This is a genomic window from Streptomyces sp. JLSY215 (genome assembly GCF_059682825.1).
The window spans coordinates 8416477-8439747 of record NZ_CM185022.1 but is presented as its reverse complement, the minus strand read 5'-3'; the positions used below and the strand labels follow the sequence as shown (position 1 = coordinate 8439747).

General features: G+C 69.9%; 18 protein-coding genes and 2 pseudogenes. 10 read left to right on the top strand and 10 right to left on the bottom strand.

Annotated elements, in window-relative coordinates:
• The first annotated feature begins 129 nt into the window (after positions 1-129).
• The 3 genes from AC5677_RS37175 to AC5677_RS37165 all read left to right on the top strand — a co-directional run bounded on the left by AC5677_RS37175 (position 130) and on the right by AC5677_RS37165 (position 4382).
• Entirely contained in the window at positions 130-1620 is a 1491-nt protein-coding gene (locus tag AC5677_RS37175) for an alpha/beta hydrolase (RefSeq protein ID WP_497192292.1), read from the top strand.
• A gap of 63 nt (positions 1621-1683) precedes the next feature.
• Positions 1684-2283, top strand: coding sequence for a GNAT family N-acetyltransferase (locus tag AC5677_RS37170; protein WP_497192291.1), 600 nt, complete (start codon positions 1684-1686; stop codon positions 2281-2283).
• Between the two features lie 335 nt (positions 2284-2618).
• Positions 2619-4382 carry a M28 family peptidase gene (locus tag AC5677_RS37165; RefSeq protein ID WP_497192290.1) on the top strand — a complete coding sequence of 588 codons (1764 nt, stop codon included), beginning with the start codon at positions 2619-2621 and terminating at the stop codon, positions 4380-4382.
• A 222-nt stretch (positions 4383-4604) separates the two neighbouring features.
• On the opposite strand, the gene AC5677_RS37160 is transcribed toward AC5677_RS37165, so the two are convergent.
• The 5 genes from AC5677_RS37160 to AC5677_RS37140 all read right to left on the bottom strand — a co-directional run bounded on the left by AC5677_RS37160 (position 4605) and on the right by AC5677_RS37140 (position 10396).
• Positions 4605-5249, bottom strand: a complete 645-nt coding sequence (locus tag AC5677_RS37160; RefSeq protein WP_497192289.1) for a class I SAM-dependent methyltransferase — start codon at positions 5247-5249, stop codon at positions 4605-4607.
• Positions 5250-5358: 109 nt separating this feature from the next.
• Positions 5359-7137: an aldehyde dehydrogenase family protein gene (locus AC5677_RS37155; RefSeq protein WP_497192288.1), complete on the bottom strand. Its 1779-nt coding sequence runs from the start codon at positions 7135-7137 to the stop codon at positions 5359-5361.
• A 45-nt stretch (positions 7138-7182) separates the two neighbouring features.
• Positions 7183-8532: a flavin monoamine oxidase family protein gene (locus AC5677_RS37150; protein ID WP_497192287.1), complete on the bottom strand. Its 1350-nt coding sequence runs from the start codon at positions 8530-8532 to the stop codon at positions 7183-7185.
• A 145-nt stretch (positions 8533-8677) separates the two neighbouring features.
• On the bottom strand, positions 8678-9286 hold the full coding sequence (locus AC5677_RS37145; RefSeq protein WP_497192286.1) for a TetR/AcrR family transcriptional regulator: 609 nt from the start codon (positions 9284-9286) through the stop codon (positions 8678-8680).
• Positions 9287-9424: 138 nt separating this feature from the next.
• Positions 9425-10396 carry a GlxA family transcriptional regulator gene (locus AC5677_RS37140; RefSeq protein WP_497192285.1) on the bottom strand — a complete coding sequence of 324 codons (972 nt, stop codon included), beginning with the start codon at positions 10394-10396 and terminating at the stop codon, positions 9425-9427.
• 125 nt (positions 10397-10521) lie between these two features.
• Here AC5677_RS37140 and AC5677_RS37135 point away from each other — a divergent pair, with 125 nt between their 5' ends.
• Both AC5677_RS37135 and AC5677_RS37130 read left to right on the top strand, forming a co-directional pair.
• On the top strand, positions 10522-11511 hold the full coding sequence (locus tag AC5677_RS37135; RefSeq protein ID WP_497192284.1) for an NADP-dependent oxidoreductase: 990 nt from the start codon (positions 10522-10524) through the stop codon (positions 11509-11511).
• Positions 11512-11562: 51 nt separating this feature from the next.
• The gene (locus AC5677_RS37130; protein ID WP_497192283.1) at positions 11563-12333 is read left to right on the top strand and encodes a DUF1963 domain-containing protein; all 771 of its coding nucleotides are present in this window, start codon (positions 11563-11565) and stop codon (positions 12331-12333) included.
• Positions 12334-12814: 481 nt separating this feature from the next.
• Here AC5677_RS37130 and AC5677_RS37125 read toward each other — a convergent pair whose 3' ends face one another.
• The 3 genes from AC5677_RS37125 to AC5677_RS37115 all read right to left on the bottom strand — a co-directional run bounded on the left by AC5677_RS37125 (position 12815) and on the right by AC5677_RS37115 (position 17162).
• Positions 12815-13558, bottom strand: coding sequence for a hypothetical protein (locus AC5677_RS37125; protein WP_497192282.1), 744 nt, complete (start codon positions 13556-13558; stop codon positions 12815-12817).
• Between the two features lie 153 nt (positions 13559-13711).
• Positions 13712-14680, bottom strand: coding sequence for an alpha/beta hydrolase (locus AC5677_RS37120; RefSeq protein WP_497192281.1), 969 nt, complete (start codon positions 14678-14680; stop codon positions 13712-13714).
• A 568-nt stretch (positions 14681-15248) separates the two neighbouring features.
• Positions 15249-17162, bottom strand: a complete 1914-nt coding sequence (locus tag AC5677_RS37115) for an NAD-binding protein (RefSeq protein WP_497192280.1) — start codon at positions 17160-17162, stop codon at positions 15249-15251.
• A gap of 485 nt (positions 17163-17647) precedes the next feature.
• Between AC5677_RS37115 and AC5677_RS37110 the strand changes: the two genes are divergently transcribed.
• The 3 genes from AC5677_RS37110 to AC5677_RS37100 all read left to right on the top strand — a co-directional run bounded on the left by AC5677_RS37110 (position 17648) and on the right by AC5677_RS37100 (position 21048).
• Positions 17648-18931, top strand: a complete 1284-nt coding sequence (locus AC5677_RS37110) for an NPCBM/NEW2 domain-containing protein (RefSeq protein WP_497192279.1) — start codon at positions 17648-17650, stop codon at positions 18929-18931.
• Positions 18932-19736: 805 nt separating this feature from the next.
• Positions 19737-20513 carry an SDR family oxidoreductase gene (locus tag AC5677_RS37105; protein WP_497192278.1) on the top strand — a complete coding sequence of 259 codons (777 nt, stop codon included), beginning with the start codon at positions 19737-19739 and terminating at the stop codon, positions 20511-20513.
• Positions 20514-20610: 97 nt separating this feature from the next.
• Positions 20611-21048, top strand: a complete 438-nt coding sequence (locus AC5677_RS37100; protein ID WP_497192277.1) for an SRPBCC family protein — start codon at positions 20611-20613, stop codon at positions 21046-21048.
• Positions 21049-21063: 15 nt separating this feature from the next.
• Here the strand turns inward: AC5677_RS37100 and AC5677_RS37095 are convergent.
• Positions 21064-21168, bottom strand: a pseudogene (locus AC5677_RS37095) (IS5/IS1182 family transposase); the annotation flags it as partial.
• A 541-nt stretch (positions 21169-21709) separates the two neighbouring features.
• On the opposite strand from AC5677_RS37095, the gene AC5677_RS37090 reads away from it, so the two are divergent.
• Positions 21710-22891, top strand: a complete 1182-nt coding sequence (locus tag AC5677_RS37090) for an acyl-CoA dehydrogenase family protein (protein WP_497192276.1) — start codon at positions 21710-21712, stop codon at positions 22889-22891.
• Between the two features lie 73 nt (positions 22892-22964).
• A pseudogene (locus tag AC5677_RS37085) lies at positions 22965-23090 on the top strand (IS5/IS1182 family transposase); the annotation flags it as partial.
• Here the strand turns inward: AC5677_RS37085 and AC5677_RS37080 are convergent.
• On the bottom strand, positions 23065-23250 hold the full coding sequence (locus AC5677_RS37080) for a hypothetical protein (protein WP_497192275.1): 186 nt from the start codon (positions 23248-23250) through the stop codon (positions 23065-23067). The pseudogene AC5677_RS37085 and the gene AC5677_RS37080 sit on opposite strands and share 26 nt — an antisense overlap.
• Positions 23251-23271: the final 21 nt, after the last annotated feature.

Here is a 23271-nt window from a genome sequence, read left to right as displayed (position 1 = left end):
GCCCAGCGCGCCCCCCCGTGGAAGGGGTCCGGGTTGCCTGGCGAGAACATTAACGATAATCATTTTCATTGTCATCTCGTGGGCAGTCCTTTGCCGCCCCCTTGTTCGCCGAACCTCCAGGAAGGCCCCGTGCCCCCTCCCCTGCGCCGCACCGCCCTGCTGTGCGCATTGCTGACCGCCGCCACCCTCGCGCCCGCCGCCCCGATCCAGGCCGCCACCCCGACGTCCCCCCTGCGCTTCGGCGCGTGCCCCGCCCCCCTGCCGAACCCACCGGCCCCGGAACACGTCGAGTGCGGACGGCTCCGGGTGCCGCTCGACTGGCACCATCCCCGGGGACCGCACATCGAGGTGGCCGTCTCGCGGGTACGCGCATCGGGCTCCCCCACCGAGCGGCGCGGCATCCTGCTGGTGAATCCGGGCGGACCGGGCGGCTCCGGACTCTCCTACGCGGTCACGAAGCGGGCCAAACTCCCCGAGAGCGTGCGACGCGCGTACGACGTCATCGGCTTTGACCCTCGTGGCGTCGGACAGAGCGCTCCGGTGAACTGCGGCCCGATGGGCGGCCTCTTCACCAGCCCGGGGGCGAACCCCGTACCCGTAGACGCGCCGACGGAGAAGAACTACCTCACATCGCTACGGAACATGGCCGACGACTGCGCCGCGGGCGCCGGCGAAACGCTGCCCCACCTGTCCACGGAACAGACGGCGCGGGACATGGACGCCATCCGTGCCGCCCTCGGCGAACGCCGGACGAGCTTCCTCGGAGTCTCCTACGGCAGCTACCTCGGCGCCGCGTACGCCGCCCGGTTCCCGCACCGCGTGGGCCGCATGGTTCTCGACAGCGTGGTCGGCCCCTGGGACTGGTACGACTTCGACGTCATCCAGAGCCGCGCACTGCTGCGGCAGCGCGACATCTTCTTCGCCTGGACCGCCGCCCACGCGGAACGCTTCGGCCTCGGCGGGAGCACGGACGCCGCGCGCCGGGCCTATCTGCGCGTACGCCACGACCTCACCGCGCATCCCTTGGACGGTTTCGGGCCCGCCGAGTTCGACCGCACCGTCTACCGCGCACTGGGCCGCACCGAACGCTGGGCCGGCCTCGCCGAGGGCCTGCGCGACTACCTGCACGACGGACGCCCCGACGGACTCCGCCCCGCCACCGCCTTCGACGGCCCCGACTCACGTAACTACGAAGCGGCGAACCGTGCCGTCAAGTGCGCCGACTCCCCCGCCCCCGCACCCCGCCGCATCCTGGCGGACATCCACCGCACCCGCCGACTCGACCCGCAGCCGGTCCTGACCGGCATGGAGGCGTCCACCTGCGCCTACTGGCACCACAAGCCGGCCCACCGCACCCCGCTCGGCAGCCCCGACGCCCCACCCGTGCTGCTGGTGGCCTCCGCGCACGACCCCGTCACCCCCATCGAGGGCGCGCGCAGCCTGCGCCGACTACTGCCCGGCTCGCGCCTGGTCACGCTCGACAACGACTACTCGCACGGCGTGTTCGCCAGCCGGGGCAACGCATGCGTGGACGACACCGCGGCCGCCTACCTCGTCAACGGCACGCCTCCGAAGACGGACGTGCACTGCACCGGCCCCGGACTGCCGAAAGTGCCGTGAACGCGGAGGCGACAAGTCTCCGTTTCTTGAAAATCACCAACGCCTGCCGAACAGGAGAGACCCATGCCCGAGACCGCGCACCACGGATACACCGTGCGCCCCGCGACACCTGCCGACGTGGACCCCGCCCGCCGCGTCATGCTCGACACCCTGTACCGCGAGTTCGGATACGGATACGTACCCCGCTGGCACCACGACGTGGTGGACATCGAAGGCACCTACCTCGACGACCCCCGTCACCTGCTCCTCGTGGCCGTCCACGACGGCGAAGTGGTCGCCACGACCGGAGTACGGTCCGCGGGCCCGGCCCACCCGCCGCACCCACGCCGGCTGGCCGAACGCTACCCGTCGGGAACCACCGCCCAATTGGTCCGCGTATACGTACACCCCGAACACCGACGCCGAGGGCTCGCCCGCACCCTGGTCCACACAGCCTGCGACATCATCGCGGACACACCCGGATACGAACGCATCTACCTCCACACCAACGTCAACGTCGAGGGCACGGAAGCCTTCTGGCGGAGCATGGCCGAGGAGGTGTTCGACGCCCGCACCACGGGCGAGCACGGTCCGGGCGTCGCCACCGTGCACTTCGAGATCCCGATGAGGCGCCGACCGGCCGGCGAAGCAGCGCAGCACTCGACCGCCGGCCACACCCCGTAACCTCTCCCCCTCCTCGGCTCGATCGCCTTCTCCACCGACGCCCGGTGGCCGGGGCGGCGTCCAACAGGACCTCCGGTGCCCGGATATCGGGCGGCGCCTGCCATTTTCCGACAAACACCGCTCCGCGTGGGAACTTCCGTTGACGCCGCGCCTGTCGCGATGTGATGGTACGGCGGCTCGGTCATGGACATGTCGTCCTCGGTCATCGGTATGTCGTCCGCCTGCCGTGCCAAGCCCCACCTCGTCAACGACAGCAGGACGACGACAGGACGCTGCCCCGACCCGGCGTTCCACCAGAACCTCCGTCGGCGAACTCGCTACCCCCTCAAGGAGCCATGGTGTTACGAAGACTCGCGGTGGCCGGTGTATCGCTCGCCATCACCCTCGGAACGGCGGTGCTGCCCGCAGCACCCACGGCAGCGGCCGCACCGCAGGCGCAACCGGCCACCACCCCACCCGTCGTCGGCAGGGCCGCGGTCGGCGACGCCCCGGACATCGACGTGGCCAAGGTCCAGGCACATCTCACCGAGCTGAACGCCATCGCGACCCGCAACGGCGGCACCCGCAAATCCAGCGGCCAGGGCTACCGGGACTCCGTCGCCTACGTCAAGAACAAGCTCCAGGCGGCCGGCTACACGGTCACCGAGCAGCCCTGCACCTCCGGCTGCGCCACCGGCGCCGGACCCAACCTGATCGCCGAATGGCCCCAGGGTGACGCCGGCACGGTGTACATGTTCGGCTCCCACCTCGACAGCGTCGGGGCCGGACCCGGCATCAACGACAACGGCTCCGGCTCGGCCGCACTGCTGGAGACGGCTCTCACCCTCGCGGAGCAGAACCCCGCCATGGCGGCCCGGGTCCGCTTCGGCTGGTGGACGGACGAGGAACAGGGCCTCAACGGCTCCGACTTCTACGTCAGTTCCCTGTCCGCCACCGAGCGCTCAAAGATCAAGGCGTACTACAACTTCGACATGATCGCCTCGACCAACGGCGGCTACTTCATCAACCACATCAACTCCGCCGCCGCCCAGCCGATGAAGGCGTACTGGGACTCCCTCAGCCTCCAGCCGGAGGAGAACACCGAGGGCGCCGGCCGCTCCGACGACTACTCCTTCGAGCAGGCGGGCATCGCGACCTCCGGGTACGCGATGGGAGCCGGCGCGAGAAAGACCTCCGCACAGGCGGCCAAATGGGGCGGCACGGCCAATCGCGCCTACGACTCCTGCTATCACCAGTCCTGCGACACCACCAGCAACATCAACAGCACCGGACTGAACCGCAGCGTGGACGGCATCGCCTACACCCTCTGGAAGCTCGCCGTCGCCAATTCCACCCCCGCGAACGACTTCTCCCTGGCTGTCGCCCCCGCCACGGGCAGCGTCGACCCGGGCGGCACGGTCACCGGCACGGTCTCGACGGCGACCACCAAGGGCTCCGCCCAGACCGTGAAGCTGTCGGCATCCGGCGCCCCGGCGGGCGTCACCGTCTCCTTCAGCCCCGCCTCGGTGACCTCCGGCGGCAGCTCCACCATGACCGTCGCCACGGCGCCGAGCACGGCCCCCGGCACCTACCCCCTCACGCTCACCGGCACCGGATCCGTCGCCCACAGCACGACCTTCACCCTGACGGTCAAGGGGACCGGAAGCTGCACCGGCCAACAGCTCCTCGCCAACGGAGGGTTCGAGAACGGCACCGCACCCTGGACGGGTGACACCGGCACGATCGGTGCCCACTCGGGTCAGTCCGCCCACAGCGGCAGCCGCTTCGCCTGGCTCGGCGGCTACGGCTCCTCCGCGACCGACTCCCTCAGCCAGTCGGTGACCCTGCCCTCCGGGTGCGCCAAAGCCACCTTGACCTACTGGCTGCACATCGACACCGACGAGACCGACCGCGTCGCCTACGACACTTTCAAAGTCAAGGTGGGCAACACCACCCTGACGACCCTCTCCAACACGGACGCCGCGACCGGCTACACCCAGCGCACCGTGGACCTGACCCCCTACATCGGACAGCAGATCACCCTGACCTTCACCGCCACCGAAGACGCCAGCCTCCAGACCAGCTTCGTCATCGACGACGCAGCGCTGCAGACCGGCTGACTCCCCACTACCCGGAGGGGCACGGCACCTGCACACCGCCGTTTGTCCCTCCGGGCACGCCGGCCGCTGCCTCCGGGCGGATCTGCTCCTGCAGCCGGCCGATTTGGACGTGGGGCGGCGTCACCCGGTTGCCGGTGCCGTCGCACTCCATCCGCTGCCGACCGCCGGCGGCCCCAGCGACAGGTGATCCACCGCCCGAGATCACATGAAGACGACCCCAAGCTAGGGGACGCGGCGGGCCAGGACGTACCCGCGCCGGGTCTCGGCCTCCTGGGGGTAGTGCGTGCGCTCCAGCTGTGCCTCCACGGTGAAGCCGGCGGCCTGGAGTGCCTCGGTGACGGTTGCGTTCTCGAAGAAGTGGAAGGCGACGTCGACCTGGTGTCCCCACCACTCGGTCAGGTGCCGCACCTCGGCGCCGAGGTGAAAGGCGAGCAGGAGCAGGCCGGACGGTCGCAGGACGCGCCGCATCTCCTCGAAGGCGGGGCGCAGTTCGGACGGTTCGAGGTGGATGACCGAGTAGAGCGCGATGGCCGCGCCGAACTCGGCGTCGGCTGCGGGAAGGCGCAGGAGGTCGCCTTCGCGGAACTCCGCCCGAGGGCGTTCGCGGCGGGCGAGCGCGACCATCGCCGGGGAGAGGTCTATCCCGACCGACCGGACGCCGCGGTCGGCGAGCCACGCCGTGACGTGGCCGGGTCCGCACCCCAGGTCCGCGATCGGCGCGCCGTGGTCCGTCTCCTCGATGAGCGCCGCGAGGAGTGCACGGTCCAGCGGCTTGTGCGCGAGCTCTCCCCCGATGCGGTCCCGGTATTCGCCGGCCACGGTGTCGTAGCTCCGCCGCACCCGGACGTGATCTTGTGCGCTGGACATGGGCCCAGCATGCCACGGACCGGAGGCGGGAGGGGCTGGATTGACGCCCGCTGAGAGGCCGGACGTTGAGTGGCATCGCGGAGCGGTCACCACCCGCCTGGTCCGTGCTTCAGCCGCGCACGGCGGAGGCGAAGATGGCGGGCAGTGCCTGCCACCGCGGTCGGGCGGCGAATGCGGTGAGGAGTCGGCCGGTGCGCGCGGCGGTCCTGTTGGTGACGAACCAGGGCGGCTTCGGGGAGATGGACGTCTCGCCGTGCAGGACCGAGCGTGGTGCCGGCCGGAAGGGTCCCGTGACGACCGTGCGCTCGGTGTCCGCGAGCAGCAGGGCGTTGTGGACGACACCGATGCCGCTCTGCACGTCCTCCAGGGTGTGTCCGGGGAAGGCGCCCCAGGTGGCGCGAGGGGTGAGGTACCCGACGCCGGTCCAGGCGTTGACGCCGATGGTGCCGTAGCGGAGGTCGGCGACGGCCGCGCGGAGACGGTGTCCGAGCGACTTGATCGTCCGGGGGTGGGCGATGAGGTTGGCGCCCAGGGTCCCGTGGAGGCGGTCGTTGGCGGCCGCGACCGCGGCGTCGAGGAAGTCGGCGCCGGTGCCGGGCAGTTCGGCGACTCCGAGTACCGGGCCGAAGTACTCGGTCGAGAAGGCGGACTCGTTCGCGTCGGTGAGGTCCAGGCCCGTGAGGAGGGTTCGCTCCGGGGTGCCGCCGACCTCTTCGGCAGCGGGGTGAAGGGTACGGGCGGACCGCACCCGGTTCTCGCAGCCGGGGTACCAGGCCGGGCGGGCGGGCGCGTCGGCCAGCGCCCGGCGGAGCGCGGTGAGGAAGGCATCCTTCTGGGGCCAGTCGGAGCTGAGGATGACGATCTGGCCGGCGATGCAGTTGCAGCCGCTGTTGTGCAGGCGCTGGGTGGCCACGTGCTCGGCCTGGAAGCGCAGGTCCGCCGCGGACCACTCGCCGGGAAGGACGATGACCGGGGCGACACCGCCGAGTTCACTGGTCATCGGCTTGTCCAGCTTCGGTGTACCGGACGCCTTGGCGGCCGCCGCCTGGTCACCCGTCCCCCAGACCACCGCGTCGTGCGTGGCTTCGCTGCCGGTCATGTGGACGGCGGAGATGCCGGGGTGGTTCGCGAGCGCCCCGCCGACCTCCGGTCCGCCGGTGACGACCTCGACCAGATTGCGGTCGGCCATCGGCTTGAAGACCGCCCGGAGGACGTCGGCCAGAGGGTCGGTGGTGGGGTTCAGCTTGAGCACGGCGGTGCGGTTCTCGGCGTAGAGCTGATACAGCACGTCCAGGAGAGATATGGAGAGGATATTTCCGGCGCCGAGGACCAGGGCCACGCCGTGGGTGTCCTCCGGCGTCCTCTGTCCGAGGCCGGCCTTGGCCCGGAGGTCGTGCTCGGTGGTGCCCGGTGTCGTCCAGACCTCGGCGTGGAATCCGTTCAGGAGCAGCTTGTCGAAGGTGTTGTACGGGAGGACCTGGACGGCGAGCCTGCCGCCCGGAGCCGGGCCGACCCGGCAGTCGGCCAGGACGTCGGATCCCTCGTCCAGGCGCCGCAGGGTGTCCTGGAGCGCCTGAACGTACGTGATCATGGCGTACGGGCCGCTGATCCACTCTTCTCCGACCAGCGGCGACGCGGGGTCCAGGCCCTTGATCCCGGACGCGATCCGGACCCATTCGTCGGCCACGGCGGACACCGCGGCGCCCACTTCGAGCAGCAGCTCGCGCCGCTCGGCGAGGGCGGTCCCTGCCCAGGCGTCCTCCCCGGAGGCGAGTCGCGCGACGATGGCGTCGATGTCTGTGTCGGGGCTGACTGTGTCGGGGCTGGGGCTGACTGTGTCGGGGCTGACTACGGCAGGCTTGTTCGTCATGATCGCGGTCTCGCTCACGGTCGGGAAGGTGTCGGACGGGGGTCAGATGCTGTCGGACGGGTGTCAGGAGAGCTCGGCGATGATCTCGTCCGCGGCGCGGCGGCCCGAGCGAATCGCACCGTCCATATAGCCGTTCCAGGTCGCGGACGTCTCGGCGCCGGCCCAGTGGATGCGGCCGACCGGTGCGGAGAGGGCGGTTCCGTACTGGGTCCAGGCACCGGCGCCGAGCCGGCCGCCGTAACAGCCTCGGGTGAACTCCTCGGCGTTCCAGTCCTGTTCCACGACGTCGAACGGATGGGCCGCCTCGGGGCCGAAGTATTTCACCAGGGCTCCGACGACGAGCTCGCGGCGCTCCGCGACGGTCAGCAGACCGGCCTTGCGCGCGTGGGCGCCTTCGAGGAAGCCGACGAGCACGCCGCAGGAGGCGTCCTGCGGGGAGTTGTCGAGGACGACGCCGAACGCGTCGTCGACGCTGAGGACGAGGCCGTTCAGACCGTCCGCGCGCCAGAACGGCGTGTCGTAGCCGACGTGGAACTTGATGACCGATCCCGCGGGCATCTGCTGGGTCAGTCCGTCGCGGAGTGGGGGCAGTGCCGGGACGTAGCGCAGCCGGCCCGCCAGCGTCGGGGGAACGGCGACGACCACACGACGGGCCGTGACACTTCCTCCCTCGAAGTCGACGACGACGCCGTCCTCCTTCTGCCGGATGGTCCGGACCACAGCGTTCAGCCGGACCACGTCCCCCAGCTCGGCAGCCATCCGCTCGCTGATCCGGTGGGTGCCGCCGACCACGCGGCGCTCCTGAGCGCCGCCCGTGGTGGCGACGAGCGTCTGCAGACTCGTGCCGGACCTGATGTAGAACAGGAAGTGCAGCAGGGAGAGTTCGGGGGATTCCGCGGAGAACAAGGACGGCACCAGCAGACGGAAGAACCGTCGCGCGACGCCGTCCTCGGTGTTCGCGACGAGCCAGCCGTCCAGCGTCTGCCGGTCCAGCTCCTCGGCGCCCTCGGTCGTCCACGGCGCTTCCGTCGGCACCGTCGAGGCCAAGTTTTCCAACTGCTCCCACAGCCGGCCGACCTCCACGGCCGTCTCCAGGGGAAGGCCGAAGGTCTCGTCCGCGTACCGGACGGCCTTGCCGTCGTAGACGGTCAGGGCCTCGCCCTCGTCAAAGCTGGGGAAGGTCTCGAGGCCCAGCTCCTCGATCAGCTCGAGCACCACGTCCTGCGTGGGGCCGACCCACTGACCGCCGAGCTCCACCGGAACCCCGTTGCTGAGAAAGCCTCCGAAGGTGCGGCCGGCGACCCTGCCGCGGGCCTCCAGTACGGTCACGGTCCGGCCCGCCGCCACCAGGGACCGTGCAGCGCTCAGCCCCGCCAGCCCGGCGCCCACCACGACAACGTCGACGTCACCCATCCCGCACCCTCCGGATAAGTCAGTCGTTTGACTGAATCCTCGGAAACGGTAGCCCCGCGTTCAGCTCGCGGCAAGGGTTCAGATGGCGGAATTGATACGGGCGACCGAGTGAGGAGTGTGGACCGGTCGGCAGCGCCGCCACCCGCTAGGCGCTCCGCCGCACCCCGGCCAGCGAGACGATCATCTCGGCGATCGCGTCGAGGTCCTCCCGCGCCCGCGTGTCGTTGGGGTCGCACACGTACTGCAGGATGAGCCCGTCGAGGCTCGCGACGACGACCCGGGCGAGGCGGGCGAACGGCACCGCGCAGGTCTCGCCGGCGTCCTGGGCGGCCTGCTGGCACCATTCGGCGACGACCGCGCAGTACCGCTCGTACTGCCAGCGGGCCAGGCTCTCCTGGCCCGCGGCGCGCAATGCGTAGGTGGTCAGCTCGTACTGCATGACCTGCAGGTCCGTGCTTCCGGCGACCAGCTGCGACCAGAACTCCGCGAGGGCCCGGCGCACGGCGTGCTCCAGCCCCTTCCCCAGATCGGCGGCGCCACGGAGGACCTCCGCGATCTCGTTCACCACGTCCTCGATCACCGCACGCAGCAGCAGCTCCTTCGAGGGGAAGACGTACTGCATCGTGCCGAGGGACACCCCGGCCTCGGCGGCGACCGCACGCAAGGAGGTCCCGGGCACCCCGTCCCGCGCCAGGGCGGCGCGGGCGGCCGCCACCAGCTGGCGGCGGCGCACCGATGCTTCGACGTACGGCATCACGTCTCCTTCTCGGTCGGTTGACCGACAGCATCGCGGCAAGGGCCCGACCCGGGCAACTTCGGCTGCCGCGCCCCTCAAGCCTCTAGGCCGTCAAGCGCCTCAGACAGCGCATCGCTGGGCCATGCGAACCTCCGGTCAGCCCGCTGCCTGGTGGGGGCGGAAGGTGCGGCGGTACGCCTGGGGGCTGACACCGATGGTGGCCTGGAGGTGTTGGCGCAGGGAGGCGCCTGTGCCGAATCCGGCCCGGTGGGCGACCAGGTCGATCGGCCAGTCGGTGGTCTCCAGGAAGTGGCGTGCGAGGTCGACGCGCTGCCGGGTGAGCCACTGTCCGGGCGTGGTGCCGACTTCGTCGCGGAAGCGGCGGCTGAAGGTGCGGACGCTCATGTTGGTGTGGGCGGCGAGGTCGGCCAGGGTGAGCGGTTCGGCCAGGTGCTGCATGGCCCATGCCCGGGTGGTGGCCGTGCTGCCGGTGGACGGATCGGGGACGGGGCGCTGGATGTACTGGGCCTGGCCGCCGTCGCGCCATGGCGGCACGACGCAGGACCGGGCGACCTCATTGGCGATGTGGCTGCCATGGTCGCGGCGGACGAGGTGCAGACACAGGTCGATGCCCGCGGCGACCCCGGCGGAGGTGAGGACATCGCCATCGTCGACGTAGAGGACGTCGGGGTCGATGCGGGCTCTGGGGAACATCCGCTGCAGCCGGTCGGCTTCGCGCCAGTGGGTGGTGGCGGGACGGCCGTCGAGCAGGCCGGCGGCGGCCAGGACATACGTGCCGGTGCAGATCGCGACGATCCTCGTTCCGGGGCGGATGGCGGTCAGGGCGTGACGCAGCGGGCGGGGCAGACGGCCCTCTTCCCGGATCGGTCCCAGTCGGTGCGAGGGCGGGACGACGATGGTGTCGACGGTGGCCAGCAGCGAGGCGTCGTGGGAGACGGCGAGGCCATAGTCGCCCTCGGCGCGCACGGAACCGCCGTCCAGGCTGCAGGTGGCCACGGAGTACAGCGGGTTGCCGTCCCTGTCACGGGCGGCGTTGAAGATACGGGCGGGGATGCCGAGCTCGAAGGGAACGACGCCGTCCAGGGCCAGAACGCCAACACGATGCATGGCCAGATCCTTTCAACACATGGCCATCACGCCACCACCGGGGGCGCTGCCGACCAGCCAGTCTTGGGCCATGTCGGGACCACCGGCACGAGAACCCGATACGCCCCCGGAGAAGGAACGCCCTCATGCCCCAGCCCACCACCACCGCCCCTTCGACCATGCGCGCCGTGTCCCAGGACCGGGCCGGCGCCCCCGACGTCCTCAAAGTCGTCGAGACCGAGCGACCGGAGCCGGGCCGGGGCGAGATCCTGGTCCGTGTGCGCGCGGCGGGCGTGAACCCCGCCGACTGGAAGACCCGCGAGCGCGGCGTGTTCGCCACCGGAGCGACGCCTCCCTTCACCCTCGGCTTCGACGTGGCCGGAGCCGTCGAGGCCGTCGGCGCCGGCGTGACGATCTTCCAGCCCGGCGACGAGGTGTTCGGGATGCCTCGCTTCCCGCACCCGGCGGGCGCGTATGCCGAGTACGTCACGGCACCGGCGCGCCACTTCGCCCCGCGCCCACGCGGCCTCGACCCCCTCCAGGCCGGCGCCATGCCGCTGGCCGCGCTCACCGCCTGGCAGGCCCTGGTCGACACCGCTCATGTCCAGCCGGGGCAGCGCGTGCTGATCCACGCCGCGGCCGGCGGTGTCGGTCACCTGGCCGTGCAGATCGCCAAGGCCCGCGGCGCGTACGTCATCGCCACCGCCGGCGCCGCCAAGCACGACCTGCTGCGCACGCTCGGCGCCGACGAGCTCATCGACTACCGCACCCAGGACGTCGCCGACACCGTCCGCGACGTCGATGTCGCCCTCGACAGCATCGGCGGACCCAACTGGACACGCTCCCTGCGCACCCTGCGCCGGGGCGGCATCCTCATCTCCCTGCTGCCGCCGGACGACACCTTCCCCCGCCAGCAGGCTGAGAAAGCCGGGGTACAAGCGGTGTTCATGCTCGTCGAACCCGACCAGCAGGGGCTGCGCGAGATCAGCGCCCTGGTCGAGGACGGCCACCTGCGGGTGATCGTCGACGCGGCGTTCCCCCTCGAACAGGCCGCCCAGGCACATGCGTTGGGCGAGAGCGGCCACACCACCGGGAAGATCGTCCTGACGGTCGCACCTGCCCCCGAGCAACCCTGAGGCCCTGTCTTCCGGGAAGATAGCGCTATGCAATTCGACGACCCTGCCGGCATGCACCGCATATGCATCGAACGGCTCGGCGAGAAGGCCGGCCGGCAGTTCGCGGCCATGGCCCGCCGCGGCTTCCAACTGGCCCCTCCAACGGACAGGTCCCAAGCCACCGGCCGATGCCGCCTCGGTGGCCCTGCCCTACTCGAACCGGGCACCCCCTGGCCCGAACTCGGCGGCTTGCCGCTGTCTCTGCACGCCGTACTGGACACCGACGCCCTCGCCCCATGGCTCGGCGACCAACTGCCCACGCGGCCGGGCCTGCTGAACTTCTTCTCTCTCGATCCGGACGTGCCGTACGAGGAGTACCGGCATCTGGACCTGTCGCCGCAGGCGGGTTGCGTGATTGCCGCCGATCCGGCACGGGCGGTCGAGACAGCCGCCCCCGAACCGGCGCGGAGCTATCCGGCCACCCCCGTCCACGCGACCGAGGTGACCATGCTCCCGGACTGCTGGGACGTCGAGAACGACGACGTCGAATTCGACAGGAGCGAGCACTGGGGGGCGCCCTCACTCATCCTCAACGCGATGGGCGACCTCGACGCGAGCACCGCCGGCAGTCATTGCGCTTTCGGCTGGCCCGACACCTCGTACGCGTCCCCGGTGACCAACCGCGACGCCGACGGTCCCGCGATCCATCTGCTCCAACTCGCAGGGGACGCGGAGCTCGGCTGGGGCTGGGGCGACGCCGGAACGATGTACTTCACGATCCCGGTGCAGGCGTTCGCGACAGGCGACTTCAGCAAAGCCGAAGCGGATATGCGCTGCTGCTGAGCCGGTCGGGCTGAGCCGGTCGGCGGCAGCTCTTGGTGAGGGGCGCCCTTGGCAGTGAACTTGCCGCGTTTGTCCTGCGGGTGCAGGTCCTCCACGTTCAGGCACAGGATCTCGTCGGCTCGGGCCGCTGATTCATAGAGGATCTTCCGGAAGGTCTTCTCCCGCAGGGCCGCGTCCAGCCGCCGCAGGGCGCCACAGGGCGGCGATCTGGCTCTCGGCCGTGGCCTTGGTGCGGACCGGCGGGGCCGGCGCCGCTCGATGCCGATCGTCGGCCATCGGGCGCGGACGAAGACATCGGGGGCGAACGAAGAGATCGGGGGCGGACGAAGACATCGCTCAGCGACGCGCTCTCATCGCAGCTTGAACCTCCCGTCTCGGCGGCTCTTCAGGCTCGCACTTGTTCAGGTCTGAGCGCCATGGACATGCAGGCCGTGCCGATGTCGACGTCGTCGCCATGGGCGTCGCCGTGCGTCGGAGGACGTCATGAGAAGTGCACGTCACTCAGGTCGATGCTCACCATGACGTGATCGTGGTCGGGACGTCCGTCGGGCCCGCGCCGATACGCGCGACGCCTGGTCGGGAACTTGATGCCGTCCCCTTCCTCGATGTCAGAGACATACTGGGCGGCCGCGAAGCCGCCGGCGATGTCCACGTGGTAGTCGTGCCGTCTGAGCAGAAGGTCATCCCCGAAGTAGAAGTCCTGGACCGTGCTGTGGCTTGCGATGCCGTCCGGGAAGGTGACCCGGAGATGGCGCCAGCGCTCGGTCGGCGATTCGGTCCAGGGTTCCTTTTCCTCGGTCCAGGGTTCCTTTTCCTCGACGGTCATGCCGTCCATGATCATGAGGAAGGGTGTGGTCAGGTACGTCCACAGCGCGTAGCCGTTGAAATAGGCGCGGTCCAGTGGATCCCAGGGGGTGTCCAGGACGTGCCCCGAGAAGGACTTGCGCGGGTCGAGACGCTCGGCCACGACCGTGCCGTCGCTCCGCATGATCGATGTACGGCCGGGTGTGAAGTCGGTGTGCTGATCGGGGGCGCCGAAGGGGCTCACCGACGCACGTTCCTCGTGCAAGCTGAGTGTCATGCGGCGCGGCCGGAGGTCCTGAGGCAGGCCCTTGGCCGCGAAGAGTTCGCCGTCGCTGACGATGGTGGCCGTCGCGGTCGTCAGCTGCTCCCACCGCTTCACGCCGCCGTGCGCCTCGAGGATGTCCGAGAGCAGGCCGCTCATTCCTTCTCCTCGACACCGTGGCACCGGAGGCTGCGGTGTGCGCCGGATTCGAAGGGCTCCCGGGAACCGGGGGGACCGCGTGCGTGGCCCAGGCTCGGACCCGCTGCTCTTTCTCCGTCTGTGTTGAACGCGGGGCGTCCGGACCCGCAAAGTCTAGGCCTGGGCGGTTCCCAGGGCGTTGCGCAGGAACGCTGTTGCCTGGTCGATGGCTCCGCGGGCGGCTTTGGACTGACTCAGCGAGTTGAGCATCATGAAGTCGTGGACCGTGCCGTCGTAGCGCACCGTGGTCACCGGAACGCCGGCTGCTCGCAGCTTGGAGGCATACGCCTCGCCCTCATCGCGCAACACATCGGCCTCGTCGACGATCAGCAGAGCGGGCGGCAGACCGGAGAGCTGCTCCATGGTGGCCTGATTGGGAGACGCGGTGATCTCCGCGCGTTGTTCCGGGTCGGTCGTGTAAGCGTCCCAGAACCATTCCATCAGCTCGCGGCTCAGGTAGTACCCGGTCGCGAACTGATCGTAGGAACCGGTGTTCATGGCCGCATCCGTGACCGGGTAGTACATCGACTGCTGTACGAACGTGACGTCACCGCGCTCCTTGGCCATGAGGGCGAGTGCGGCGGTCATGTTCCCGCCGACCGATTCCCCGGCCACCGCCATGCGCTGTGCGTCCAAACCCTTGGACGCCCCCTCGCGGACGATCCACTGCGCGGTGGCGTAGCCCTGCTCGATGGCCACGGGGTAGTGCGCCTCGGGCGACGGCGTGTACTCCACGAAGACCACTGCCGTACGGGCACCTACCGCCAACTCGCGCACCAGGCGGTCGTGAGTACCGGCGTTGCCCAGCACCCAGCCACCGCCGTGCATGTACAACACGACGGGCAGCGTTCCGGTGGCGCCCTGCGGCTTGACGATGCGTACCCGAACATCGCCCACGGCCGCGGGAACGGTGACCCACTCCTCGTCGACCGGCGGCTTGTCGACCGGCGCGGCCTGGAGGTCGTCGAGAACCTTGCGCGCTGCGGGCGGATCCAGCTCGAAGAGGAACGGGTGTTGTGAGGTTGCGTCGGCGAGCTCCTGTGCCTCGGGCTCGAGGACGATTGTTGCGGTTTGACCAGCCATGGGAATGCTCCCTGGGAAATCCGAGAAACGCAGGGAGAGCGGAGCGGGAGCTGAAAGGTGCCGTAATGCGTTCAGGCCGTGGGGCGGCCGACACAGCCTCCGCCCTCGTTGCAAGCTCCCGATGGGTATATACGTCCACCTTAGTTGCCCATCCGCCGCCGATGCATCCCGAGGGCCTGCTCGATCCGTACCGCACCGGCTGCGCGGCTCGGTGACGCCACCTCCTCGGCGGCAAGAACACCGGAAACGCCCACACAGTGACCCCCCAGTCCGCGAGCGCGGACGGGCGGCTTGACTGCATCGGGCAAGCTGCAGATTGCCGCCCAGCGGATTCGATGGCCGCGAAGTCAACGCTCGGCGGCCTCCTTGCCCGCCGCCGACGAACGAATCATGGTGCGTAACCGGCCGACGACAGCTTGTGACCAGCGCGGTGGCAGGCCGGTGGCCAGGTCGCGCAGTTGTACCCGTCCGACAGCCCGCCGGCTGATCACCCCCACCAGCCAACCCGCCGGGCGAGCACGCCCCGCCCGCAACTTCCCCCTAGGTCGTAATGCGCCTTCGGCGCCGCTCAGGTGCGTGGGCCCCTCGGGTGTGGTGGCACCCCCGTCATCAGGAAGTCCAGACCGCGCCGGGTCGATGCCACCACGACCCGGTCGCCCGCGCGCAGGATCCGGCCGTGAGAGGGCCGCCAGTCGAAGCCCGGCCGGTCGAGACGGAGGCCGCCGAGCGTGTCCCCCGAGGCGGGAGAAGGCTGCGCGACCGCGGAGCCAATGGCCAGCACCCGCCATTCGTTCTCGCGGAAGGCCTGGTGGAGGGAGCGGCCCTCCAATTCCGGGTGGCCGGCCACGTCGACGGTGGTGAAGAGCAGCGAGCCGCGTTCCACCGGCATGACGCCCAGGACATGACGGCCCATCATGGCGGCAGCGAAGGAGGGCGCGGCGAGCGCCGAGACGCTGCGGCTGCGGGTGGTGGCGTCGGGGTAGGAGGCGCGCATCGTACGGGAGACGGTGGCGGCGAAGTCGTCGTCGTAGAGCCGCATCACGACCCGTACTTGGGGGTTGCTCTCGCGGGCGGCCATCGCGATGTCGAGGTTCTCGCCGTCGTCGCGGGTGAGGACCAGCAGCGATTTGCTCTGGCCGATCCGGGCGCGGTCGAGGACGCCGGGCGCACCGGCGTCTTCGAGCAGGAGTGGTACGCCGAGTTCGCGGGCGAGTGCGACGCCGCGCGCCTGTGGATCGCGCTCTATGACAACCACCTGGTGCTCGGTGGTGCGCAGTTGGGCCAGCACGCGGGTGCCGATCTTGCCGAGGCCGACCAGCACGATGTGGTCGGACAGGTCCTCGGCCGGCGGGTGTCCGACGGAGGCTTTGCGGAAGGCGTCGGTGGCGTTCATCGTCGCGGCGACCACGAGCGGCAGTACGGCCAGTCCGACGAAACCGGCGATCAGCTGGAGTACCCGGCGGGCCGGGGACTCGTTGGTCGCCGGGTCGCCCATGGTGAAGATGTCCAGCAGCGGCAGATACACCGACTTCCACAGCGGCCCGGGCTCGGCCAGCGCGGTAGCGACGGTCAGTACCGCCACGATCGCGGCCAGCGCGCCGAAGACCGCGAGGACTTCGCGGGAGAGGAACACCTTCCAGGGCAGATGCGCCAGCCGGTCGCGCAGCCAGGCACCGTAGCTGCGCCGGTCGCGGGGCGGGGCCTCGGGCGGGTGGTGGTGGGTGACCTCCTCCAGCATCAGCCGGCCGTGGGTGAACTGCCGGTGGTACGCGGTGAAGGTGTCGGGCAGCAGCTGGGTGCCCTCCTCCCCCGGCGTCTCGGGACTGTCCTCGCTCGCCGGGTCGTCCTGATGGGCGCCGGACAGTACCGCCAGCGTGGCCAGGTCGGCCGACCCGAGCGGGGTGCGTGCGGGGCGGACGACACCGCGGAAGACCTGCCCCTCGACCTGGAGGGTGTGCCCCTGGCCGACCGCGGCGGCGGACACCAGCTCGGGTACTGCGGTGTCGGTGTCGGAGAGCACCGTGGTGGACATGTCCAGCGCCGTGTCGTCGGTCCGGCCGAGCGCCAACACGGCCCGGTCCAGGAGACGTTCGAGGTGCTCGCCTCGTTCACGGTTGTACATCCGGATGACCAGGCGGATCGTCGGGTTGAGAGTGCGGGCGAGCAGTGCGCCGGTCACGTTGACCTGGTCGTCACGGTAGGTGAGCGCGAGCGCGGCCGCCCGCTCCACCCCGGCGGCGCGCAGCGTCTGTTCGTCCGGATGAGTGGCCACCAGCAGCTCGACCGGCGACTGCGGATCGCGATGCAGAGCGGCGATCTCCGGCGCGTGCCCGTCGCGCCCCGAGGGCAGCACCACGGTGACCGCCTCACCGCAGACAGCATCCAGAGTCACCGCCAGACGGTGCGCGAGCCCGTCGTTTCCGCAGATCACCATGTGCTGCGAACGCTGCCCGAAGAGCGTACGCAGATGGAGAGTTGACATCACGTCATCAAGATTGCCGGGGCGGGGCGTGCGGTTCCGATACGTACAACCGTTCGGCGTCAAAGTTTCGTAGGGAGGGGCTCTGGGCTCTGGGGCTCTGGGATTCCCACAGACGGTCAACGACCGGCATCCAAGGGGGCATGGGGCGGCGCGGTTTCGTGGCGCCGCACCTCCGGACCGGGAGCCTTCGGCCAGCGAGTGGCCCATGTCGTGGGGAGCGCGATCAGCCCGCACCCTGGCCTGCGCCGGCTCCTCGGGTACAGCCGGCCGGCATGCGCGACTGCCGGGGCCGAGCAGTGAGCGGGGCGGGCCCGGTCGGTGCGGCCAAGGCCTCGTCATGTCACGCCACGTCACGTCACGTCACGCCCCATCAGCATCCAATTTTCGCCCCGGCTCGATCACTACGCCGGGCCGCCAGCACATCTGTTCACATCTTGCGGTATTTTCACTCAACGTCAGGACATTGAAGGGTCAGTAGCCCACTCATGCATGAGCAATTCGACACGGTCGGTGGGACAGCGCCCTCCGACACCGAGCTGGTCCAGCGCATTCGAGCAGCAGCCCGGACCGGCCGCCAGGCGGCGGCTGTTCCGTATGACGCGCCGACTCCAAACAGCGCAGCCGAGGCAGGCGAGGAAGCCCTCAACGAGTTCCACCGCCGGCACTACGCCGCCGTACTGGCCTACGCCCGCGCCTGCACCAGATCCTCCCAAGCCGCAGCGGACCTGGCGAAGGAAGCCATCGACCGCGTCCTGCACTCCCCCGAGCCGGGAGAGGGGGCTGATGCGGCATGGCGGGACAGCTTGCTGACGGCGGTCCGCCACACCGCCGCCGCCTGGCACCAGAATTCCCGGAACACCGAGCTGCGCGATGGCTTCGACTCCTGGCTGGCCAACCAGTCCGGGGGCGGCCCCGATGCCTCCGACAGCGACCGGGAGTCCCCCACCGACGGCGAACCCTCCGTCGCCGTGCGCCCCGTGGCGCTGAAACGGTCCGCCGGACCGCGCACGGCCCAGGTGTCCCGACTCTCACCGGCGCGCATCGCCGTGCTTGCCGGTGCCGTGACCGTCCTGGCCGGCGTTGCCATATCCGTCGGCACCCTGCTCGGAACGGCGCGCCACGACGCCTCGGCCGGCAGCCCTGGACCGTCCGGCCTCTCGTCGGCCACCACTCCGGACCACCCGCCGACGGCTTCGCCCAGCGGCTCGGCGAACGCCTCCAGCACAGCGACGGGCTCCCCGTCCCCCACCCGCACCACGGCGTCGAAGCATCCGAGCTCCCGGCCCTCGTCGTCGGCAAAGCCGTCGCCCTCCACGCACCCGGGCTCCGAGGGCAAGCCGTCGACCGCCCGAACCACCGCATTGGGCGCCCGGCCGTGGACCTCCAGCAAGAACGGCTGGGGGCCGGTAGGGATGAATCGCAGCATCGACGGACACCCCCTCACCATCCAGGGAACCAGCTACACCGAAGGACTGGGGGCGCACGCCTTCAGCGAGATCACCTACCACCTCGGCGGCGCCTGCTCCGCCCTCAGCGTGGACGTGGGCATCGACGACGAGGTGGGCGCGAACGGCTCAGTGGTCTTCCAGATCTACCGGGACGGCACGAAGGTCGCCGACAGCGGGCTGATGACGGTCGACCAACCCGCGAAGCACCTCACCGCCGACCTGACCGGCGGCACCGATATGCGTCTCGTGGTCACCGACGGCGGCAACGGCAACAACTCCGACCACGCCGACTGGGCCGGTCCCCTCATCACGTGCCGCTGAGGGGTCGCCGGCAGCAGCTGCTGTGGCCACACCCGCCAGGACCGGCAGGGAGGGAAGAGTCAGCGGCCCGTTTCGGTGCACGAGGTCTATAGGCAGCGCCGCAGCGCAACACCGTCAGGCAGTGGCGAGGCATTACCACCCTCGTTGTTCACGCGGCTGATGGGTCGCTTGCCGTTGAGTGCGGTGTGGCAGCGATGTTGCGGGTGGCGCGGACGGCCTGGCGGCCGAGGAAGTTGTGGCCGCGGCCGTTGCTGACGCACTTCGAGACTGTCGACAGCCGCGTGCGCACGGGATGCCGACGCGGGCGCGAGCCGTTCCTGCATCTCCCGCCCTGCGGCGAGCCAGCGCATCGTCAGGGCGGGGGCGGCCCCCGAGACCCGGACCAGTCGACAGGCCAGGCCAGTTGCGTCTGAAGGCGCCGCTGTTCCGTCAGGGACGGACGGCCCCCCGCTGCCGCCCTTGTGCGCTCCTTGCCGTGCTTCGCCTCGGCCTTTATCGTCATAGACAGATTTTTTGGCATGTCGTGCCGAAAAAGCGTACGTTGATCACCGCCTGATCAGGAGTCGATCAGCCAGTGCCCGACTTGCCGCTACGCCCCTGCCGTCGCGCTCTCCCCGCCTGCCCGCGCGCCGGTGCAGCCGCGCGACGACCGGCCACTGCCGATCGGTGAGCGACGACCGTCGCCAGGCGACCGGCGATTGGCGATTGGCGACCGGCGATTGGCCACCGGTGGCGTCCGGCCAACGGCCGAAACGCGCAGTGATCAGCGACCGGGGAACGTACAACATCAGCGAAGGAGCAGACCATGTCCCGCACTTACCTCATCACCGGAGCTTCTTCCGGCATCGGCAAGGCCACCGCCACCCGGCTCAAGGAGCAAGGGCACACGGTCATCGGCGCCGACCTCAAGGACGCCGATATCGTCGCGGACCTCGCCACCCCCGATGGCCGGACCCATCTGGTCGAGCGCGCAGGCGAGTTGAGCGGTGGACGGCTCGATGCCGTGATCGCGGGCGCCGGCCTCGCCGGTTTCGAACCGCGCGCCGTCAGCGTCAACTACTTCGGCGCGGTCGCCACCTTGGAAGGGCTGCGCCCCCTGCTGGCCGCCGGCACGGACCCGCGCGCCGTCGTCATCGCCTCGGTCGCCTCCATCCACCCTCACGACACGGCCATCGCCGACGCAGCGCTCGCCGGCGACGAGGAAGCAGCGCTGGTCGCCGCCCAGGCCGCGGTCGACCGGGGAGAGGGCTATGCGATCTACGGCTCGACCAAGGCCGCCATCGCCCGATGGATACGCCGCACCGCCGTCACCGCCGACTGGGCGGGCGCCGGTATCCCCCTCAACGCCATCGCCCCCGGAACCGTCGTCACCCCCATGACCGAACCCATGCTGTCCAGCCCCGACATGCGCGAGATCGTCGACACAACCGTCCCCATGCCGCTCCACGGCCACGCCCAGCCGGCGCAGATCGCTCCCCTCCTGACCTGGCTCACCTCTCCCGAGAACGAACTGGTCACCGGCCAGGTCGTCTTCATCGACGGCGGCGCCGACGCCGTACTGCGCGGCGACGGCACGTGGTGAGCCGTCCAGGAAAACGGCGGATCAGAGACCACCTCCAGTCATCGCAATCCGAAGTCGATCAAGTCAATCGCAATCCGAAGCCACCGGAGGCCTGACCGTGCACACGCTCGCCCGCACCGCCGTCGTCACCGCCGACCCCGATGCCGTCTGGAAGATCATCGGCAAGTTCGGTGGCCTCGCCGACTGGCACCCCTTGCTGCCGCCGTCAGTGATCGAGGACGGCGCCGATCCCGAGACGCCCGGGGCGATACAGGCGTTCTCCGTCGACGGCCAAGTGGTCATCCGCGAACGGCTCTTGGAGAAGGATGACTCGCGCCGGATGCTCCGTTACACCATCCATGAATCCGCCGTCCCCGTCTCCGACTACGTCTCCACGCTGTCCGTGCACCCGCACGAGGCGGGCGCCGAGATCCGCTGGGCCGCGACGTACGAGGCCGCCGACGAACTCGTCCCCGAGATCGAGAAGCACTTCGGCGACACCATCTACGCCACCGGCCTGAACGCCCTCAAAGAGCGCTTCGCCTTGCCCGTCTAGGTTCCGTCTGGCGGGTCACGCACAAGGCCAGAGGCGCAGGGCCGCGACGGTCACGGTGCCGTGAAAGGAGTACGCCCTCTCGTCGAAGGGCGTGGCCACCGCCCGGTTGATCTTCAACCGCTCGCCATCGGGCTGGGTGAGCGCGTGGGCCGCGTCCGCCCGGTTGTGGGAGAACTCGGCACTGTACGGGGCGAATTCGGTGCCCTATTGGGCTCCTGCGGTTCCGGAACACCGCACGTCCCCTCCGGCAGGAGGCCCGCTGCTGGGCTGGACCTTCGAGCCGGACCCCGGCTCCTCCCACCAACGGAAACATCTGCCTCCGCATCCTCGCCCCCGGCATGGGCGCACAGGTGGCGGTGCCCGGCCACCCGGGTCGGCGCGCGCTCCCTCCAGGCCATCGGGTCGGGTCCAATGCGGGCAGCAGTGCGGCCGACGGATCCGGCGCGGCGACCTGTGCGTCCAAATGCTCTGCCAGCGCATAGCCGGTTCCGTCGTCCAAGCGGACCTCGATCGCCTACGCGGCTCGAACGACGGCTCACAGCGTGGATCGAGACGTAACTCCCTTCCTCGGAACGGAAATTCCTTGGGCAGACCGAGGAACGGTACGGTTCCCTCCTTATGGTGACGCCGACTCAATGCTGATAGCGAGGAGCAACCATCCATGGCGGACTCGATCGGATTGCATGTCAGCCCGGAATTTCCCGCGATGCTCGAGCGGATTGACGCACTCGGCGGGGCGCTCGATGCGGACGCGGACGCGGCCGAAGAACTCGGCAGACTGACCGAGGACATCGCGCGCGCATTGCTGGGTGCCGGGGTCGTGGGGGCCGCACTGCCGCAGAGCCTCGGCGGCTACGAGTTCTCCCCGCGCCAATTGATAGAGACGGTCGAGCGGCTCAGCTACCACGATTCCGCGGCCGGTTGGACGATGATGGCGCTGCAGTTGATGACCGGCACCACTGCGGCCTATCTCGATGCCGTTGCGGCGGCCGAATTGTTCCCGGATGTCGCGGGTGGGGACCACGCGTTGTTGTCCGGGCACGGCACCCGGCCCGGCCGCGCCGTCCCGGTGGAGGGTGGCTATCTGGTGAGCGGTAGTTGGCAGTTCGCCTCCGGTATGGCGCACGCCACCCATATCCACAGTGCGATCCAGGTCGAGGGCACCGGTGAACTGCGGGTACTGGCGATGCCGAAGTCGCAGGTGGAACTCGTCGACAACTGGGATGTGCTCGGGCTGCGTGCGACGCACAGTATTGATTACCACTGCGCCGATGTGCTCGTCCCGGCGACGCACACGTATCTCGCGACAACGACGGACCCGGCCAACGGCGGCGCGATCTACCGCCTCGGATTGGTCAACATGTCCGCAATCGGGCACACCGGCTGGGCGTTCGGTGTCGGGCGGCGTCTACTCGATGAAATGAAGTCGGTCGCCGCGGCCAAATCCGGCACACGTAACGCCGTCGTCGACACCGCGCAGTTCCACGCGGAGTACGCGACCGCCGAAGCCAAGCTGCGTTCGGCACGGGCGTGGGCGATGGAGGTATGGCGAGATATCGAAGAAACCCTTGATGCAGGCGATTTGACGAGTACCGAGCAGGACACTCTGCTCCGGCTGGCGCTCAACCACGCGACGTGGACCGTGCAGGACGTGGGGCAGACGGTGCACCGATGGGCGGGGACGGCGGCGATCCGGCGCGGGCCGATCGACCGGTTTCTGCGTGATCTCGGCACAGGTACCCAGCACATCACCTCAAGCCCCACGGTCCTGCAAAACTGCGGGAAATGGCTCAGCGGCGCGCAAGCCCAAGCGCACTGGGAATTCCTCGACTTGACGCCGTGACCACCAGGTCAGCGAGTGCGCACCGGCCGAAGGGGCGCCCGGCGAGCCGGCGTTCGCCCGGCTCCCGTGGAACGACCAGATCCGCAACCGGCTCCGGCGCGGCAGCCGCACCGGGCGCCCGGCGGCCTTCGACAGGCAGCTCTACAAGCGGCGCAACGTGGTCGATCGCTGCTTCAACCGTTTGAAGCAGCCGCGATCTGGTCGGCCCGGCCAGGCCGGCCGGCCCGGTAGGCGGCGACGTCGAGGTCCCCGGTTACTAGCAGGACGGCCGCGCCGTGTTCGCGGACGAGGGCGCCCATGCGGTCAAGGATCTGTCGCTGGACGGTGGCGTCGAGGGCGCTCGATTGAACGGAATCCACCGCCCCGCCGTATAGACAGGA

Coding starts and splice junctions, on each gene's coding strand:
- AC5677_RS37170 (WP_497192291.1), top strand. CDS start 1,684: ATGCCCGAGACCGCGCACCACGGATACACCGTGCGCCCCGCGACACCT.
- AC5677_RS37130 (WP_497192283.1), top strand. CDS start 11,563: ATGCACCGCATATGCATCGAACGGCTCGGCGAGAAGGCCGGCCGGCAG.
- AC5677_RS37145 (WP_497192286.1), bottom strand. CDS start 9,286: ATGCCGTACGTCGAAGCATCGGTGCGCCGCCGCCAGCTGGTGGCGGCC.
- AC5677_RS37105 (WP_497192278.1), top strand. CDS start 19,737: ATGTCCCGCACTTACCTCATCACCGGAGCTTCTTCCGGCATCGGCAAG.
- AC5677_RS37090 (WP_497192276.1), top strand. CDS start 21,710: ATGGCGGACTCGATCGGATTGCATGTCAGCCCGGAATTTCCCGCGATG.
- AC5677_RS37135 (WP_497192284.1), top strand. CDS start 10,522: ATGCCCCAGCCCACCACCACCGCCCCTTCGACCATGCGCGCCGTGTCC.
- AC5677_RS37150 (WP_497192287.1), bottom strand. CDS start 8,532: ATGGGTGACGTCGACGTTGTCGTGGTGGGCGCCGGGCTGGCGGGGCTG.
- AC5677_RS37160 (WP_497192289.1), bottom strand. CDS start 5,249: ATGTCCAGCGCACAAGATCACGTCCGGGTGCGGCGGAGCTACGACACC.
- AC5677_RS37115 (WP_497192280.1), bottom strand. CDS start 17,162: ATGTCAACTCTCCATCTGCGTACGCTCTTCGGGCAGCGTTCGCAGCAC.
- AC5677_RS37165 (WP_497192290.1), top strand. CDS start 2,619: ATGGTGTTACGAAGACTCGCGGTGGCCGGTGTATCGCTCGCCATCACC.
- AC5677_RS37110 (WP_497192279.1), top strand. CDS start 17,648: ATGCATGAGCAATTCGACACGGTCGGTGGGACAGCGCCCTCCGACACC.
- AC5677_RS37140 (WP_497192285.1), bottom strand. CDS start 10,396: ATGCATCGTGTTGGCGTTCTGGCCCTGGACGGCGTCGTTCCCTTCGAG.
- AC5677_RS37125 (WP_497192282.1), bottom strand. CDS start 13,558: ATGAGCGGCCTGCTCTCGGACATCCTCGAGGCGCACGGCGGCGTGAAG.
- AC5677_RS37120 (WP_497192281.1), bottom strand. CDS start 14,680: ATGGCTGGTCAAACCGCAACAATCGTCCTCGAGCCCGAGGCACAGGAG.